This is a genomic window from Mesorhizobium sp. M1273, assembly GCF_040318195.1.
Lineage (GTDB): Bacteria > Pseudomonadota > Alphaproteobacteria > Rhizobiales > Rhizobiaceae > Mesorhizobium.
In genome coordinates this window covers 437,065-452,841 of record NZ_JAMYLV010000001.1, presented here as the reverse complement: position 1 = coordinate 452,841, position 15,777 = coordinate 437,065, and the positions used below count along the sequence as shown (strand labels likewise).

Here is a 15,777-nt window from a genome sequence, read left to right as displayed (position 1 = left end):
CCTGATGGAGAAAGCCGGCACCGCCCGTGCGGAGCCGGCCTTCGTATCCTACTTGGCGCAGGCGTCCGGCACCTTCGAATAATCCCAGCCCTTGGTGGGTGCCGGATTGGCGAAGTAGGCATCGAGCCATTCCTCCGGCATCGGATCCTTCGGCGGGACCGGGAAGATCGAGACGGCGTCCGGCGTCATGCAGTCCTTGTACCAGGCGCCGAGGTCGGCATTGTGCACCGGCGGAATCGGGATCAGCAGCGTGTTGAGCTTCGCCTTCTGTCCGTCGAGCATGCGCACGCCGACACGAAACAGCGTCTCGGCCGTCCAGTGCGGCAGAACCGCATGGCCTTCGAAGCGGTATTTGTCGGGATTGGCCTTCCAGTAGCCGAGCGCATCGCCGGTGATCGAGCCGGTGATCAGCGGGGCAGGGCGGCCGGCCTCGGCAAAGGCCTCGGCGACGACGCGGCTTTCGCTGCCCGTCGTCCACACCGCATCGATCGGCGCCGGATTGGTGGCGATCGCCTGCAGCACCGCCGTCTTGGTGACGTTTGCAGTCCAGTTGCCGTTGACGCTGCGCGAGACCTTGAGCTTTGAATTTTCGGCCAGCGCCTTGTCGGCGCCCTGGCGCTCCTGCACGACGATCGGGTGACCGGCAATGCCTTCGACCAGAAGCACGCTGCCGCCGTCCGGCATTGCTTTGCCGATCGCGGTCATCATGTCGTAGCCCCAGCGCGCATAGTTGGAATCGACATTGATCGCATTCGGGCTGGTCACCGACCCAGCTGCCGTGATGAAGGGGATGCCGGCTTTGGCTGCGGCATCGATGGCATCGTCCAGCGCCGTCGCCGAGCCGGGGATCGAGGTGATGATCGAGCATTTCTTGTCGATGAAGGCGCGGATCTGGTTGATCTGCTGACTGGCGTCGTTGTTGGAATCCGACACCTCGAAGCTCGCCACGGTGCCGTCGGCGATCAGGCCGTCGACCAGCCGCTTCAACTCCTTGGTCACGGTGACGCGCCACGGATTGCCCTGGTAGGACTCGGAGTGGCACCATTTCCACGGCTTTGACGGCGGCGTGAAATTATCCCAGGCCGACGGCAGCACCTTTTGCGGCGCGCCGTCATATTGTGCCTTCAGTTCGGTCGGCAATCCAGCAATCACGCCCGAAACGTCTTGAGCGCAAGCTATGGTCGTGACCGATGCAAGTGCGGTTGCGGCCATAAGGCCGCGGATCAGGCTGTTCATGTTCTCCTCCGTTCGGTTGTTTCAGGCTCCTCCGCCGGCAACGCCGGACACCTGCGTCGAAAGGCTCTCCCGAAACAGGCGATTGAGATCGGCAACGACGCGAGCGGCATTGTGCCTTTCGCTCAGGCCGAGATTGATGCGATCGGACGCCGCCTGCTGGAACGCCATGTAGCCGTCGTGCCGCGGCCTCACCCAGGCACCTTCGAGCGTAGTCCGCGTGTCCTTGTAGAAATTGCCGGCGGCGGCGTTGACGGCGGCATCCGCCCAGGCTGCCGCATGGCCGGGCTGGCCGCCGGCCGAGGCGTAAGGGCCGCGCTGCACGTCACCGCTGGCGATCCAGTAGGCGAAGTCGATTGCTGCCTGTCCGGCCCTCGAGAAGGCCGACACGGCGATGCCGGTCCCGCCGAGCGCCGAGCTTTTGGGGCCGGCATTGCCAGCGGCCGGGATATCCGCGAAAGCCAGGCGGGTGGGTCGAAACCCGGCGATGGCATAGGAGACATAGCCATAGATCAGCGGCGCGCAGGCGATCCGCGAGCCGGATCCGGCCGTTTGCTCCAGAACCGCGATCGGATCCATGCCAAGACAGGCCGGGTCGACGAGGGCTGCGATCTCGCGCATCATCTCGAAGACCTGCTTGCCCGCTGCCGGATCCACGTGGTCGCCAGGGCCTTCACCGGCGGGCCGGCCGAGATTGCCGGCAAGCGTGTAGAACACCATCAGCGAATGCGGCGGCCTCAGCGGCAACATCACGTGGCCTTGCCGGGCCAGATCGAGGGCATCGGCCCAGCTCGCCGGCGCAGCCGAAAGCATGTCGGGCCGCCATGCCTGCACCTGGCTGGCCGCGTCGATCGGAAACGCCCACTGCCGGCCTTGCCAGTTGTAGCTCGGAAAGGACCGGCCGACACTGCCCGCCGCAAGTGCCGCGCGTTCGGCTTCCCGGCCGGCGACATCGAGCGGCGCCAGGCAATTCTCGGCGGTGATCTGGCCGACATGCGGATGGTCGACGACGATCAGGTCGTAGGCACGGGCCAGTTCCTCGACCGGGAAGGATTCGAAATCCTGCAGCGAGCGCTTGTCCCATTCAACGGCGATGCCAGTTTGTTGCTTCCACAGTCTCGAACAGGCGACCATCGGGTCATAGCCGCGCGGATGGCTCCAGGTCATGCCTTTGAGCGTGGCGTCGCTCACAGCCCGAACTCCGCGCGGATTTTTGCGCTGTGCTCGCCGATGCGCGGCGCGGCCCGCTCGACCTTGGCTCGGATGCCGTCGACCCTGAGCGGCGAGCGCGTGGTGAGGATCGAAACGTCATCCTCGCGCGTCACCGTCTGCAGCATGTCGAGGACCTGGAAGCCTTCGCTGGCCATCATTTCCGGCCAGGTCAAAACCTTGGCGCACCAGATGTCGGCAGGCTCGAGGATGGCAAGCCATTCGTCGACCGTCTTCGTTGCGATCTTTTGCGCGATGATCGCCTTGATCTCGTCGCGGGCAGTGAACCAGGTCGACGGCTGATCGCGGTAGGGCGCAAGTTCCTCGAGCCCGAGGAGATCGGCGAGTTTCGAGATCGGCGTCATGGCGATCGCCAGATAGCCGTCCTTGGCCGGATAGACGCCGTAGGGCGCCGAGAGATAGGCGTGCGCGCTGCGGAAGCTCGACCGCCGCGGCAGCCGGCGCCCGTCATTGAGGTGCGTGGTCAGCACCTCGAATTGGAAGTCGACCAGCGCTTCGAGCAGGCTGGTCTCGACATGGCTGCCCTTGCCGGTCACGCCGCGCCGCACCAGTGCGGCGAGGATGCCTTGCGCGGCGGCGGAACCCGCCAGCATGTCGGCGATCGCCAGGCCGAAGGGCACCGGCCCTTGGTCCTCGTCGCCGTTCAGCCACATCACGCCGGAGCGCGCCTGCGCCAGCAGATCCTGCCCCGGCCGCTTGACCCACGGGCCTTCCTCGCCATAGCCACTGATCGAGGCATAGACCAGGCGCGGATTGATCTTGCGCACCGCCTCGTAATCGAAGCCCAGGCGTTCGATGACGCCGGGCCTGAAATTCTGGATCAGCACGTCGGCCTTGGCCAGCAGGCCGCGCAGCGCCGCAAGGTCGGCCTCGTCCTTCAAGTCGATGGCAAGGCTTTCCTTGGCGCGGTTGATCGCATGGAAAATGGTGGAATCGCCGCCGATCTCGGTGTCGCTGAGATAGAGCCGGCGCGACAGGTCGCCGCCGTCAGGCCGTTCGATCTTGATGACCCGAGCGCCGAGGTCGAGCAGCCGCAGCGAGCAGTAAGGCCCGGACAAGAACTGGCTCATATCGACAACGATGAGCCCGGTCAGCGGCAGTTCGGCAATGGCAGCCATTGCCTATTTCTCCGTCTTACCGGCGAAATCGGCCGGATTGCGGTACTTCACCGTCTGCAGGTGCTCGCAATAAAGCACGAGCTCGCCTTCACCCTTGAAGACTTCATAGCTGGCGCGGATCAGCCCCATTTCCTTGTATTTTGGCTTCTTGTCGAGGTTGGAGCGGATTGAATAGATCGTGTCGCCTATGAACACCGGCTTGATGAAGCGCAATTTGTCGTAGCCATACGAAAAGGCGTTGACGCAATTGGTGGCGACGAGACCGAGCCCGGCCGAGAACACGAAGGCCCCTGCCACCAGCCGCTTGCCGAAAATGCCTTGCGTCTCGGCGAACATCTGGTCCTGCACGTATGGATGGATGTCGAGCACCAGCGTGTTGAACAGATGGCTGTCGCCCTCGGCAATGGTCCGGCGCAGCGAGCGGATCTTCTGGCCGACCGGCCAGTCTTCGTAGAACCAGTTCTCCGCGTTCCAGACGGGAAGGTCGGCGTGATCCCTAGGCATGTTGGCGGGGTGTGTCGATGCCACGCCCACGGTTGGCGCGAAACTGCTCATGACAACTTCCTCTGGGAGCGGGAATCGTCCATCAGGGCGCGCCGCAGACCAGCGAAATGCATGATCGATCCTCCCGTCAATCTTCTTTTGTGAATAGTATTTTCACATATGGGGTTGCGTTGCAAGCGAGTCTCGGCGAAATTTTGCCTGCTCCGTTGGGGCCAATGCCGGCGGAACAAGGGAGGAAGTGATGCAGAATGCCTGTCTGATTTTCGTCGGCAGCCTCAATCGCGACGCCCCGTATTTTCAGGGCGCGCGCGGCATCGGGCTGGGTGTCTACAGTTTCGACGAAGGGACGCTGCAGACGAAGAAACTGGCCGAGACGGGAGACATCGACAATCCCACCTTCCTGTCGGTGACGCCGGACGGCTCCCACGTCTATGCCAACTCAGAAGTGTTCACCTGGCGCGAAGGGGTGGTCTCGGCCTACCGTTTCGACAGGCAGACCGCCACGCTGTCCTACATCAACAAGCAGCCGACGCTGGGCAGCATCACGGCGCACAACACCATCACGCGCGACCGGACCAAGCTGCTGGTCGCCAATTACGGCATGGGCGAGGGCGGCCCCGATCGCTCGGTCGTGGTCTATGGGTTGGGTGAGAATGGCGGCCTGACAGCGCCGTTGTCGAGCGTTGCCCATAGCGGGACCGGACCAGATCCTGCCCGCCAGGAGCGGCCGCATGCCCATAGCGTAACCGAGACGGTTGCCGGCGGCATGGCGATCGTCGCTGACCTCGGCATCGACCGGCTGGTGTCCTATCGCATCGGGCGCGACGGCAGCCTGACGAAACTCGCCGAGTCGGCGCTTGCGCCAGGCGCGGGTCCGCGCCATCTCGCACTGCATCCGGGCGGTCGCTTCGTGTTCGTCATGAACGAGCTGGATTCGACGGTTGTCTCGCTGGCGCTGGACGAAGCATCAGGCAAGCTTACGGTGATCGACAGCAAGCCGGCCGTGCCGCCCGAGGCGCGCGACGGCAATCACTGTGCCGACGTCCAGATCTCGCCTGACGGCCGCTTTCTCTACGGCTCCAACCGCGGTCATGACAGCATCGTCGTGTTTTCGGTCGACCAGCAAACCGGCAGGATTGCTCTTGTCGACTATACGCCTTGCGGCGGTGCCACGCCGCGCAATCTGGCACTGACGCCCTCGGGCGGCCATCTGTTCTCGGCCAACCAGAATGCCGACCGCATCTCGATTTTCGCCCGTGATGCCGCAACCGGCCGGCTGACCGACACCGGCCGATCCATCGATATTGGCACGCCGATGTGCGTGAGGATCGTGCGTTGAGCGCTGGCGGGTGAAAATTCCGCCAGTACCATGGCCATAAGAACGTGTCGTTTCAATACGAGGATCGGGACGCCCGTCGCGCGAGATAGGGAGCCACCAGCGCGCGTATGTCTGCGGCCGCTACGTCACCGGCAGCACGCAATGCGCGCTCGCAGCGCCCATATTCGTCAACTGCGCCTTCGAAATCATTGCGGCACAGTTGCTCCTTTATCAGCGCTTTGCAGATCGGTCCGGCATCTGGATAGAAGTCCAATACCGCTAGATATATCGCCCGTGCTTTGTCGGCTTGGTCGGCCGCCTCCAGCCGCTGGCCGAGCCGCAGCCCAAGATCGATCAGTTCGCGACGCACGCGCTCGCAAGCCGGGAGCGACCAGGAAGCGGTTCGCTCGTGCAACAACAACGGACCCGGGAATGCATGGAAGAGCGCCTCCGCGTCTGGCCGCAATCCCTCCGCATTGACCTTTGCGACAGTCTTGAGCCGTGCTTCCCAGTCGGCGAGGTCGACCCAGACCTTGTCCGATGCAAGGCGAAGCTTGCCTTCGCGCTGGACGATGAGGTCGGTCCGTCCCAACAGCTTGCGCAGCCGATGAAGCGCCTGGTCGCACGCCGCCCGCGCCTGGTCGCCGTCGAGGTTGGGCCACAGCCAGTCCTGAATGGTCTCCTGCGAGCGGGTATTTTCCTTTGAGATCGCCAGCACTCGCAGGATGTCGAGGGCCTTCGTCGGCGGCTTCGCGCCGAGCGCGAGAGGGTTTGCATCGAGTTCGAGCCGAAAGCCTCCGAGGACGTGGACCCTGAGCGGCCAGGGCCAGGCGGTGGGCCGCCGGGGCGGCGGCTCGAGCCGGCGTTCGCGGATCAACGACCGGCAGAACTCGGGCTCGATGCCGCGCTCAAGCGCATCGCCAAGCAGTTCGGCGAGCAATTCCGGGACATTGAGCAGCACCATTGGCCACCTGATGTCGCGCAGCGCTTCCAGGAAGGCCTGCAGCCGGTCGCCATAGTGCGGATCGTCGCTCCACAGGTTCTCCAATGCGGCCGCTGCCAGAATGCATATCTCGGTTCGCTTGTGGGCGCCGCCGTCCAGCCGCGGCAGCAGATCGCTGAGAAGCACGGCGGCTTCGCGCGGCTTCCTGTCCGCCAGCAGCACCTGGAACTGCGTGATGTAGTGCGGCCAGCGCTCGATCATCGGCTCGTTCGCCGCCTCGATGGCAGTCATGAAGCGCTCGCAATCCTGGTAAGCGGCCGTGAAATCGCCTTGCCTGGCATGGAGCGCGGCGTGGCAATCGGCGACGACGGCGACCTGCGTGGTGAAACGGCTGTCGGCGATCTCGGCCAAACGCTCGACCACTTGGTGGAACTCGGCAAAATCGTTGCGGACCTTCATCTGCATTTGCAAATGATAGAGCCCCCCGAACTCCACGCCCCTCAGCGATTCGCGCTCGCCAATTGCGATCGCCGCCCGCAACGCCGCTTCGGCCGACGGATAGGGAAAATCCCTTCTCTTATAGGGAAAATAACGTCCACTTTCCGCACCAAAGGCGACCAGCCACATGCCGAGAATCCAAGGCAGCACGCTCTTGTCACTCAAATCGTCAACGACGCTGTCGACGGCCTTGGCGAACAGATCGGCGCGCATGGTCGATACCGAAAGATCGATCAGCGTTTCGCTGGCAAGCAGCCGCAATCCGCTCGGATCGTGCTCGGGATTCCGGGTCAACCGCTCCAGGAGTTCGGTTTCGAGTGCTTGTCCGGCGGGGCTGCTGCGATAGCAGTCGTCGCCGAAGTTCAGCGCCCGCATCATGCCAATGCGTACCAGCATCGCTTCCTCGGAAGGTAGTTCCGGAAGCCCGCGTTCGATCAGCTCGAACGCCCGTCGCGTCCACATGGACAGACCTTCGTACGTGCGCCAGCTGGCAGTCTTGACCAACACCGCCCGCGACACAGTGAGGCACAGGCCGCGCAGATCGTCGGCCTCGCCAAAGGCTTGCCACGCCTTGGACAGCCAACGCTCCGCCGCAGCGTCGTCGGGCATGTGGGCCACGCCCAGCCAATAGAAATGCCAGCCATTCATGATGGTTTCCGGCAATCGGCCGCACCACTCGATGAAGGTCGCGCGGCTCCCTTGCGCCAGCAAGTCCTCTGCGCGGCTCAGCAGCAGGTCGCTCGCTTGGTCCCAGTCGTCGGCCTGTAAGGCGAGGCGTATGGCTTCGTCATGACGGCCCGCCCCCGCAAGGACCTTCGCCGCCTTTCGCCGGAGCGATTGCTGCTCTTCCCTGGCAATTTGCTGTGCGAAACGACGCTCGAGGAAGTCGCGCAAGAGGTCATGAAGGTGAAAGATATCGCGGTTGTTTTCCGAGCGCGTGACCAGAAACTGTCGCCTGTAAAGCCTGTCGAGCAGCTTTCCTGCTTCGCCCGACCCGATCATCTCGTCAGCCAACCCGGCGCTGATTTCGGGCAGCAGATTGAGTTTCAGCAGCATGTCCTGGTCGACGGAGGGAAGGGAAAGGAAGAAATGACGACCGAGAACGTCGGGCAGCACGTTCTGCCCGCCGGGGACCGTCTCCGTTGTGCCGTCCAGTCCGGCTTTGGTGCCTTGGTCCGCGAGCAGGACGAGCCCGACCGCCCAACCGCGCGCCGCCTCGACATCGACCCGAGCGGCGTCCCTCGAACGCAGGTGGACGAGATCGCGCGCTTCCGCGGTCGAGAATTCGAGCGCGTGGCGGTCGATGACAGCCATTTTGCCCTTGAGAATGAGGTCGCCCAATTCCTCCTGGGGCAGCGTGCGTGAGACACAGATGCAGCGGACGGTGTCAGGAAGTTCACGGAACATCTCGGAAAGCACCGCCCGAAATTCTGCGGTATCGGCGTCGTGCAAATCATCGAGCACCAGAATTGTGCCGGGCTTTAGCCGAGCGAAATAGGCTCTGGAAAAGCGCCTGGCGAACTCCTTCGGCTGCTCGGCATACTCGACGCCGAAGACCGGCATGTCTCCAGCCGAGACTGAGTCCAGCGACTGCGCCAGATATTGAAAGAACCGCGCTATATCCTGGTCGCCCTCATCGACACGGTACCATATGTGCGGCGCCTCGACGCTTTCGAGATAATCGATGACCGCGGTCGTCTTGCCGTAGCCGGCCGGTGCCGCCACCCAGCATACGCTCGACCGCGACACCCGATCGATCGCTTCGAGAACGCGGTTCCGCCTCAATATCCTGGCGCTGCGCGGGGCCGCCAGCTTGGCGATCCGGCCTGTGCCCGAGAGCGGTTGCGTCGCATCGGCTTCAAAGGCATCTAAGGCGGCCATGGGGGCTCCCGCTCGACCAATCATCGAGCGACGGTCGTGCTGCCATGACCGTCCCGCCGATCCGATTGACGTTAGCCTGGCGCAGTCATGCGACAATTCGTGGGGGCTTCGTAGATGAAGCGGCACTGGCTGATCCCGGGAGGGCGGATCTCGATGGTTGCGCAACCTGAAACTGGGCAATGGACGGCGGGCGAACCTCGCACTCGGTCTTCGACCGTCGGCTCCAAATCCGGTAGAAGACCTGATCATGGCTATTCCCTCCGATTGGCAAGCTCATGGGCTGCCTGGCAGTCCTTTCCAAACGCACGAGCTCATCCTGTGCGCAGTGGCATCCGCGCACATCGGTACGGTCACCTAGTTTCCCGGCGATTGATCTCCCAGTTTTCGCAAGCGTGCCTAGTTTTCAAGGCTTGTTGGGCGCCCGGGTCTTCGGTGCCTTACGCAACCGGAAATCGGGAAGCGGACGGGACCGGATTGTGCGAGGGGATGGGCGACCGGTGGATCCCGCACTCTGTTTTCGACAATCCGCTCCAGCGGCCCGCGCGCGGATTGTCCGCACTGCCGCACGCGACGGTGCAGGGCGCACAACCGATCGAGAAATAGCCTTTTTCGATGAGCGGATGCCGGGGGAGGCGATGATGGTCGAGATAGACCTCGATCTGCTGCCGGGTGAAGCGGGCGAGTGGCTCGATCTTCAGGCGTCCGTCAGTTTCTTCCAGCGTCGCAACATCCGTGCGAACTCCGCCATGATAGCGCTTGCGGCCGGAAATCCAGGCCTTGAAACCGCTCAGGGCCTTCTCGAGCGGCAGCACCTTGCGGATGTGGCAGCACCGGTCCGGATCGCTGCGGTGCAGCGATCCAGAGCCGTCGAGCACCCGCAGGACGTTTGCCCGGGGCGTGACGATGCGCACGTCGGTGAGGCCGAGCAAGGCCGTCAATTGCGTACGATAGGCGACCGTTTCCGCAAACAGCTTTCCGGTATCGAGCGTGGCGATGGGGAGCGACCTGTCGATCGATGCGGCCATGTGCAGCAACACCGCAGATTCCGCGCCAAATGAGGAGACGAGCGCTACCTTTCCGCGGAACAAGTCGGTGACGAGTGGCGCCAGCAGCTCGGGTCCGTCGAGATGGTTCAGCTCCGCGATGATGCCTTCATGCATGGCGATTCGGTCCGGTTTTGGCGTGACGCGGCCGGTTCATAGTCTGCTCACGAAATCGAGGACCGCCTGGCGGTCGGCCTCGTCCAGGCCGAAGAAGCGGTCGCGGACGATCTGCGCCGTGCCGCCATGCGCGAACACTGCATCGCGCAGTGTGGTCGCGCGGCCGTCATGCAGGAAGCGCTGGCGCAGGCGGATGCCGACCAGCGGCGTTGTCCGCCATTCGGCGCCGATGGCGTTGCCCTGGATGATCTTGTCGTCGAGCGCCGATCCCATGTCGTGCAGTAAAAGGTCCGAGTAGAGCCTGACTTCGCCTTTTGTGCCCGCCAGCGCCGGCACATGGCATTTGGCGCAGCCGACCGAAGCGAAGAGCCTTCCGCCATCGCTGGCCAGCATTGCGCTTTCGCTCGAGACCGACGGCGAGGCCAGGAAGCCGGCCGAGAACGGGATCAGTGCGCCAGAGGCCAGGGTTGCCGACAAAAGCACTCCGCTGGAGCCGAGGCCGATCAGGCGCCACGCACCGCCGGCTTCGCCGAGACGGCCGATGCGTGTGTGATCCCGAGCGCGACCATCACCATCAGGAACAGGAACTGGTCGACGTCGAGAATGCCGCGGCGCAATTGCGGATCGAGCGTGATTTGCGAATTGAGCATCACCACGCCGATGAAGGCGACGATGAACCACGGGAACGGGATCGGCGTTGCTCCGGGCGCGCTCTTGCGGCCGCGAAAGAACGTGCCGATGGCCAGCAGAAGCGGGATGAGCATCAGCACCTTGCTGAGCTTGACGAGGGTAGCGGTGTTCAGCGCCCCGTCCGAGACTGCGAAGGAGGCGCCGTAGACCTGCGCCAGTTCGAAGATGCTCGCGCCGACGAACACGCCGTAGAGCCGGTCGTCGAGATGCGGCAGCCAGCCGCCCAGGAACATCACGGGATAGACGAGCAGCGCCGCGGTGCCGCTGAGCGTGATCAGGGCGATCGCAACCCCCGCGCTCTGGTCGCGTGCGCGCATCAGCGCAGCCACTGAGAGAATGGCGGCTGCGCCGCAGACGGCGCTTCCGACCGCGACCAGCAACGCGATCTCGGCCTCCAGCCTGAACAGCCTACGTGCGATGGCGTAGAGCAAAGCCGCGACCAGGATCAGTTCGATGGCCGCCACCGCGAGCGGCATCAGCCCGAGATCGAGGAACAGTCGCGTCGTGATGCGGAAGCCGACAAGGACGACCGCCAGGCGCAACAGGTAGCGCTTGGTGAAGTCGAGCCCCGGGCGCAGGACGTCGGGGCAGGCAAAGCTGTTGCCGATCAGCAGCCCGAAGAGCATGGCGACGAGGACCGGATTGCGCGACAGCGGCTCGCCCAATCCGCCGGCAATCCAGCCGCCCGCAAGGGCGAGCGCGGCCGCCACGGCTATACCGGGCAAGATCGAGTGCGCTTGTTCCGGCGCATGCGAAAACGTCAGGGCGATGCTCATCGCCTGGCCTCCTCGGCCGGGGTGAGCGTTCGCAGATAGGCAGCCACCGCCTCGATCTCTCCGGACCCTTGTTCGACGGGTTGCGTGTCCGTCCCGCTGTGGCCGGAGACGACGCTGGTGATGCCGAGCTCCCTGGTGAAAGCGTCGGCGACCATCTCTTCGAGGACCGCAATGTCGGCCTTCCAGCCATAGCGGCCGACGCGCGTCGCGCCGTTGGCATCGAGGACATAGTGCGGGCGGCCCTTGATCCCGTCGCCTTTGCTGACTGCCTGCGCCTCGATGACGCTGTCGGGTATGTCGTCTATGCCAGCGACGCCGTAGAGGCTGGGCGGCATGCGCAGCGAGATGACATTGGCCTGCTGCGGCAGTGCAGCCGGTTCAGCCGCGATGCCGGCACCATCGCGCAGCATGTAGCGCCGGGCGACCGGGCTGTTGGGATGATCGATCGGGACCGTGCGCCCGGATCCCGGATCCATATGGGCTATCCTGCGCGCGAAACGGTTCTCATCCGCGCTCGCACCGCCGGGGCCGGGATGACAGGACAGGCAGGACGTCGCATTGAACAATGGTCCAAGACCGGTCCGCGGCGTGAAATCGGTGTGAAACAGCTCCCTTCCGCGAGCGGCGAGATCGGGGTTGGCGGCAGCATTTTGCGTCTGCTGGGCCGTCGCCGACACGCCGTGCTCGTCAAAAGCAGGAACCTCGAGCAGCGCTCCGTCGCGGCCGGGAAATCCGGGAAGCTCGCCGCCTATCGTTATCCAGATCCGCTGCGCGTCCGCCGACATTGCGATGGCTCGCAGGCGATCGCCGCCGAGAGGCCCAAGGCCAGGGATGTCGATCGTCGCTCGGGCGAGAAGCCGGCCGTCCTGGCTTATGCGCAGCAGCGAGCCGTCGCCGCGATTGGCGACGAACAGGTCCGACCCCCCGGCAAGCGTCGTATGGCTCGAAAAGTGCGGATTGGCGATCTCGGGGACAGCGGCGGCAATGTCGACTGGACGATCGAATTCCGGCAGCGAGACCATGCCAGCCCCGGCGACCGTGAAATGCCGCCGGTCGTCTTGCAGTTTCAGCAGCACCAGCCGGTCGCGGCCGGGGTCGGCGATGTAGAGAACACGGTCCGGGTTCCACTTGAAGGCAATGCCGATGACGCCGGGATCGTCGCCGCTGTTGCGGCCCATGCTCACCGTGCCAGGGCCGGCTAGGCCGTCGACACCGTCCTGGACATGGATCTGGACCACGCTGCCGTCCGCAGTGACCGCGCCGAACACGGCAAATCCGCTGCCGTCCGGTGACGGGCCGAGAAACGCCGTTCCGAGCGCACCGGTCTGCAGCCCGCCGGGCGTCAGTTGGCCGCTTGCCCGGTAGTTCAGCCGCTTCGCCAGCCATCCGTTGGCCAGCCAGCCGCTCGCCAGCCATCCAGTGGGTTGAGCGATCTGCGCTTGTTCGCGATCGGTAGACCGGCCGCCGGCCAATCCGTTCGGCGCGTTGGCGATCCAGGGCCTTCCAAAGGCGTTGTTGATCGAGATGTAGCGCGGTCCGGATGCCGCCGCCAGCCGCGCCGTTCGAGCCTGGCCATTGTAGCGCCGGTTGAGGAATGGCTCGCTCTGCGCCGTGTAGAGCTGGACTGGGCTCGCTCCGCCATAGTCGGCTAGATCTTGGTCGGTGAGATCCTGCGGAACCAGGATCGTGCCCGATTTGTCGCCGCGCGGATCGATTGACAGGATCGCGCCAGGTTTGAATTCGAGATCGCCTGGTGGCGCGCCGAAATTGCTGCCTACCGCGACCAGAACCCTAAGCGGATCGAGCACACGTCCTTCGCGCGTGGTCAGCAGGAATTCCGGATTTCCCGGTATCGGTCCGCCATTATGAAAACGCCCCACCTCGCGCACGCCGGCCACGCCCGGCAGCCCGACGGCGACGATACGGGCGCCCAGGCGCCAGGCGGAGATGTGATCGCTGGTGAAGCCCACCGTCGGCAGCAAGATGAAAGACACCGCTGTCATTCCGGAGATAATCCGGCCAAACGAAAGGTCCAGCGAGGCGCAGCTTCGCCGCGACCGACGAGCTCTGACGAAATCCATAAGCACCGCGGCAAGGCCCTTGCGCATTGCGACATCCCCGGCTCGATACCTCGATGCGTCTACATGCGGCCCCGAGCATGTGACGCTTATCTCGACGCAATCATTGAGCGGGTGCACTTACGTATCGTGTACGGCACCTCAACCGCCGGCCGTATCTTGCGCTTTGGGGGAAGGCGTGCGGCCGCGCGCGCTTCGCAAGGCAAGCGCTTGTCGGGCAAAGGTGATTATGGGCATGGCGAGGTTGCCGCGAACGGCAAATTTTCAGAACTCGAGCGCCTGCCTGAGTGCCGGGCCGCTCCTGACGCGCAAATCGAGGTCGGCCTCGATATGGTCGATGTGGTGCAGCATCAGCGCGCTGGCGCGTTCGGCATTGCCATTTTCCAGCGCCTCGAGGATCTGCGTGTGTTCGTTGTGGCCGCAGCTCGAGATGCCCGAGCGGCCATAGAGTGCGATCACCAGCGATGAACGAGCGACCAATTCCTCCATGAAGCGCTGCAGGATGACGTTTCCCGCGACCGACGCCAGAAGCAGGTGAAAATCCCCCGACGCCTTGATCTCCGATCGCCTTGCGTTCGGTCCGCGTTCGGCGATGAAACGGCCTTCTTCGTCGAGCTGGGCCTTGAACGCGGCGACATGCGCCGGCGTCATCCGTCCGGCGGCGGCGATCGCGATGCCTGGTTCGATGAGCCGGCGCGAAGCAAAAACCTGCCGCGCTTCCTCCGGCGACGGATTGGCGACGAAGGCGCCGCGATTGCGCTCGGTGCGCACCAATCCCTCGAAGGAAAGCATCTGCAGTGCGGCACGCGCCACGGTGCGGCTGACATCGAACAGCGTGCCGACTTCGCCTTCGGAAAGCTTTGTTCCCGGCGCCAGCCGGCGATCGACGATCGCGTCGCGCAACTGGTCGCGGATCGCCTGCGCGCGATCCTCGTTGGCGGCCTCGATAGCAGGGAAGGTCTGGTCGGCAATGTTCATGGCAGTGGTCCTGCCTTCTTCTACCCTGAATCGCATCGCTTGGACGAGAGACAAAGTGAATACAGAGATGAAAAAGATTGCATACGATCTTTGCGGAGATCGGCGGCAATCGCCTATAATTTGTGCATTGCACAAGGCCGACGTATCGGCAGCTACATAGAGGCGGCCCTGATTTCTTCGAGGATTCAGTCAGTTGGTGCGGCGGTGCGCAACTGGCACGCATGATGCTTTGGCTAATCCGACCAAAGGGGAAGCTGGATGTCCAAAGCCGCCGAAATCGACATTGTGTCCGTTTCGAAAGTCTATGGCGCGACGACTGCCGTCGAAGGCATCAGCCTGAAAATCCCTGCCGGAACCTATTGCTGCCTGCTCGGTCCGTCCGGCTGTGGCAAGACCTCGACGCTGCGCATGATCGCCGGGCACGAGAGCATATCGAGTGGCGACGTGCGTCTCGGCAACACAGTGGTCACCGACCTGCCGCCGGCCAGGCGCGGCACTGCCATGATGTTCCAGTCCTACGCACTGTTTCCGCATCTCGACCTGATCGACAACGTCGCCTTCAGCCTGAAGATGAAAGGCGTCGGCAAGGAGGAGCGCCGCGCCAAGGCGCTCGACATGCTGAAGCTGATGCAGATGGAGGCCTATGCCAGCCGCCGCCCGGCGCAGCTTTCCGGCGGGCAGCAGCAGCGCGTTGCCCTTGCGCGCGCCTTGATCACCGATCCCGAGGCGCTGTTGCTCGACGAACCGCTTTCGGCGCTCGATCCTTTCCTGAAGATCCGCATGCGAGCCGAACTGAAGAAGCTGCAGACGTCGCTCGGCATCACTTTCGTCCACGTCACCCACAGCCAGGAAGAGGCGATGGCGCTGGCCGACCTGATCGTGGTGATGAACGACGGCCGTATCGAGCAGGCGGCGCACCCTCGCACGGTGTTCGAGCGGCCGGCCACGGCCTTCGTCGCTCGTTTCATGGGCGACCACAATGTCATCTCCGGGCGCGTCGCCGGCAGTCGCGACGGCATGGTCGTTTTCGATGTGCCCGGCGGCGTCACGCTCGCCGCCAGCGGGCAGGGCAGGGAGACCGGGGAACCCATCGACATCGCCATTCGCACCGACCACGTGCGCATCGGCGAGCCGCCGGCAGCCGGGCTCGGCTTCACCGGCATTATTGCAAACGTCGAGTACCGCGGTTCGACCGTGAAGCTCTCAGTCAATGGCGCCGGCATCGAGGATTTCACGGTGATCGTCGACGACACCAGCTTCTTCGCCAGGCCGGTTGCCGTCGGCGACGCAGTGCCGATCGCCTGGGACGCCGAGGACGCGATCGTCCTTGGCCGTCTCGATTCCTGAAATCCAGCATAACCAACCAAAAC

Annotated in this window: 12 protein-coding genes; 2 read left to right on the top strand and 10 right to left on the bottom strand. The window is 64.1% G+C overall.

The genetic code is table 11. The features are described 5' to 3' along the window. Positions 1-48 precede the first annotated feature (48 nt). The 4 genes from NKH30_RS02100 to NKH30_RS02085 are packed head-to-tail and all read right to left on the bottom strand — an operon-like array spanning position 49 to position 4,136. Positions 49-1,236, bottom strand: a complete 1,188-nt coding sequence (locus tag NKH30_RS02100; RefSeq protein ID WP_352472919.1) for an ABC transporter substrate-binding protein — start codon at positions 1,234-1,236, stop codon at positions 49-51. A 21-nt stretch (positions 1,237-1,257) separates the two neighbouring features. Further along, a complete protein-coding gene (locus NKH30_RS02095) occupies positions 1,258-2,400 on the bottom strand; it encodes an ABC transporter substrate-binding protein (protein WP_352814748.1) in 1,143 nt (380 codons plus the stop codon). Positions 2,401-2,420: 20 nt separating this feature from the next. Beyond that, positions 2,421-3,581 carry a CaiB/BaiF CoA transferase family protein gene (locus NKH30_RS02090; RefSeq protein WP_352472920.1) on the bottom strand — a complete coding sequence of 387 codons (1,161 nt, stop codon included), beginning with the start codon at positions 3,579-3,581 and terminating at the stop codon, positions 2,421-2,423. Between the two features lie 3 nt (positions 3,582-3,584). Continuing rightward, positions 3,585-4,136 carry a MaoC family dehydratase gene (locus tag NKH30_RS02085; protein ID WP_352472921.1) on the bottom strand — a complete coding sequence of 184 codons (552 nt, stop codon included), beginning with the start codon at positions 4,134-4,136 and terminating at the stop codon, positions 3,585-3,587. A gap of 190 nt (positions 4,137-4,326) precedes the next feature. Here NKH30_RS02085 and NKH30_RS02080 point away from each other — a divergent pair, with 190 nt between their 5' ends. Further along, on the top strand, positions 4,327-5,424 hold the full coding sequence (locus NKH30_RS02080; protein WP_352472922.1) for a lactonase family protein: 1,098 nt from the start codon (positions 4,327-4,329) through the stop codon (positions 5,422-5,424). 52 nt (positions 5,425-5,476) lie between these two features. Here NKH30_RS02080 and NKH30_RS02075 read toward each other — a convergent pair whose 3' ends face one another. From NKH30_RS02075 to NKH30_RS02050, 6 genes are all read right to left on the bottom strand, one after another. Next, positions 5,477-8,725, bottom strand: a complete 3,249-nt coding sequence (locus tag NKH30_RS02075; RefSeq protein ID WP_352994012.1) for an AfsR/SARP family transcriptional regulator — start codon at positions 8,723-8,725, stop codon at positions 5,477-5,479. 437 nt (positions 8,726-9,162) lie between these two features. After that, entirely contained in the window at positions 9,163-9,885 is a 723-nt protein-coding gene (locus tag NKH30_RS02070; protein WP_352502966.1) for a phosphoadenylyl-sulfate reductase, read from the bottom strand. A 36-nt stretch (positions 9,886-9,921) separates the two neighbouring features. Then, on the bottom strand, positions 9,922-10,362 hold the full coding sequence (locus NKH30_RS02065) for a di-heme oxidoredictase family protein (protein ID WP_352814634.1): 441 nt from the start codon (positions 10,360-10,362) through the stop codon (positions 9,922-9,924). Positions 10,363-10,388: 26 nt separating this feature from the next. After that, the gene (locus NKH30_RS02060; RefSeq protein ID WP_352814636.1) at positions 10,389-11,351 is read right to left on the bottom strand and encodes a YeiH family protein; all 963 of its coding nucleotides are present in this window, start codon (positions 11,349-11,351) and stop codon (positions 10,389-10,391) included. Continuing rightward, the gene (locus NKH30_RS02055; RefSeq protein ID WP_352994009.1) at positions 11,348-13,354 is read right to left on the bottom strand and encodes a di-heme oxidoredictase family protein; all 2,007 of its coding nucleotides are present in this window, start codon (positions 13,352-13,354) and stop codon (positions 11,348-11,350) included. The genes NKH30_RS02060 and NKH30_RS02055 overlap by 4 nt, the downstream gene beginning before the upstream one ends. Before the next feature lie 339 nt (positions 13,355-13,693). Beyond that, the gene (locus NKH30_RS02050; RefSeq protein ID WP_023676076.1) at positions 13,694-14,407 is read right to left on the bottom strand and encodes a GntR family transcriptional regulator; all 714 of its coding nucleotides are present in this window, start codon (positions 14,405-14,407) and stop codon (positions 13,694-13,696) included. A 258-nt stretch (positions 14,408-14,665) separates the two neighbouring features. Between NKH30_RS02050 and NKH30_RS02045 the strand changes: the two genes are divergently transcribed. Next, positions 14,666-15,754: an ABC transporter ATP-binding protein gene (locus NKH30_RS02045; RefSeq protein ID WP_352472207.1), complete on the top strand. Its 1,089-nt coding sequence runs from the start codon at positions 14,666-14,668 to the stop codon at positions 15,752-15,754. Positions 15,755-15,777: the final 23 nt, after the last annotated feature.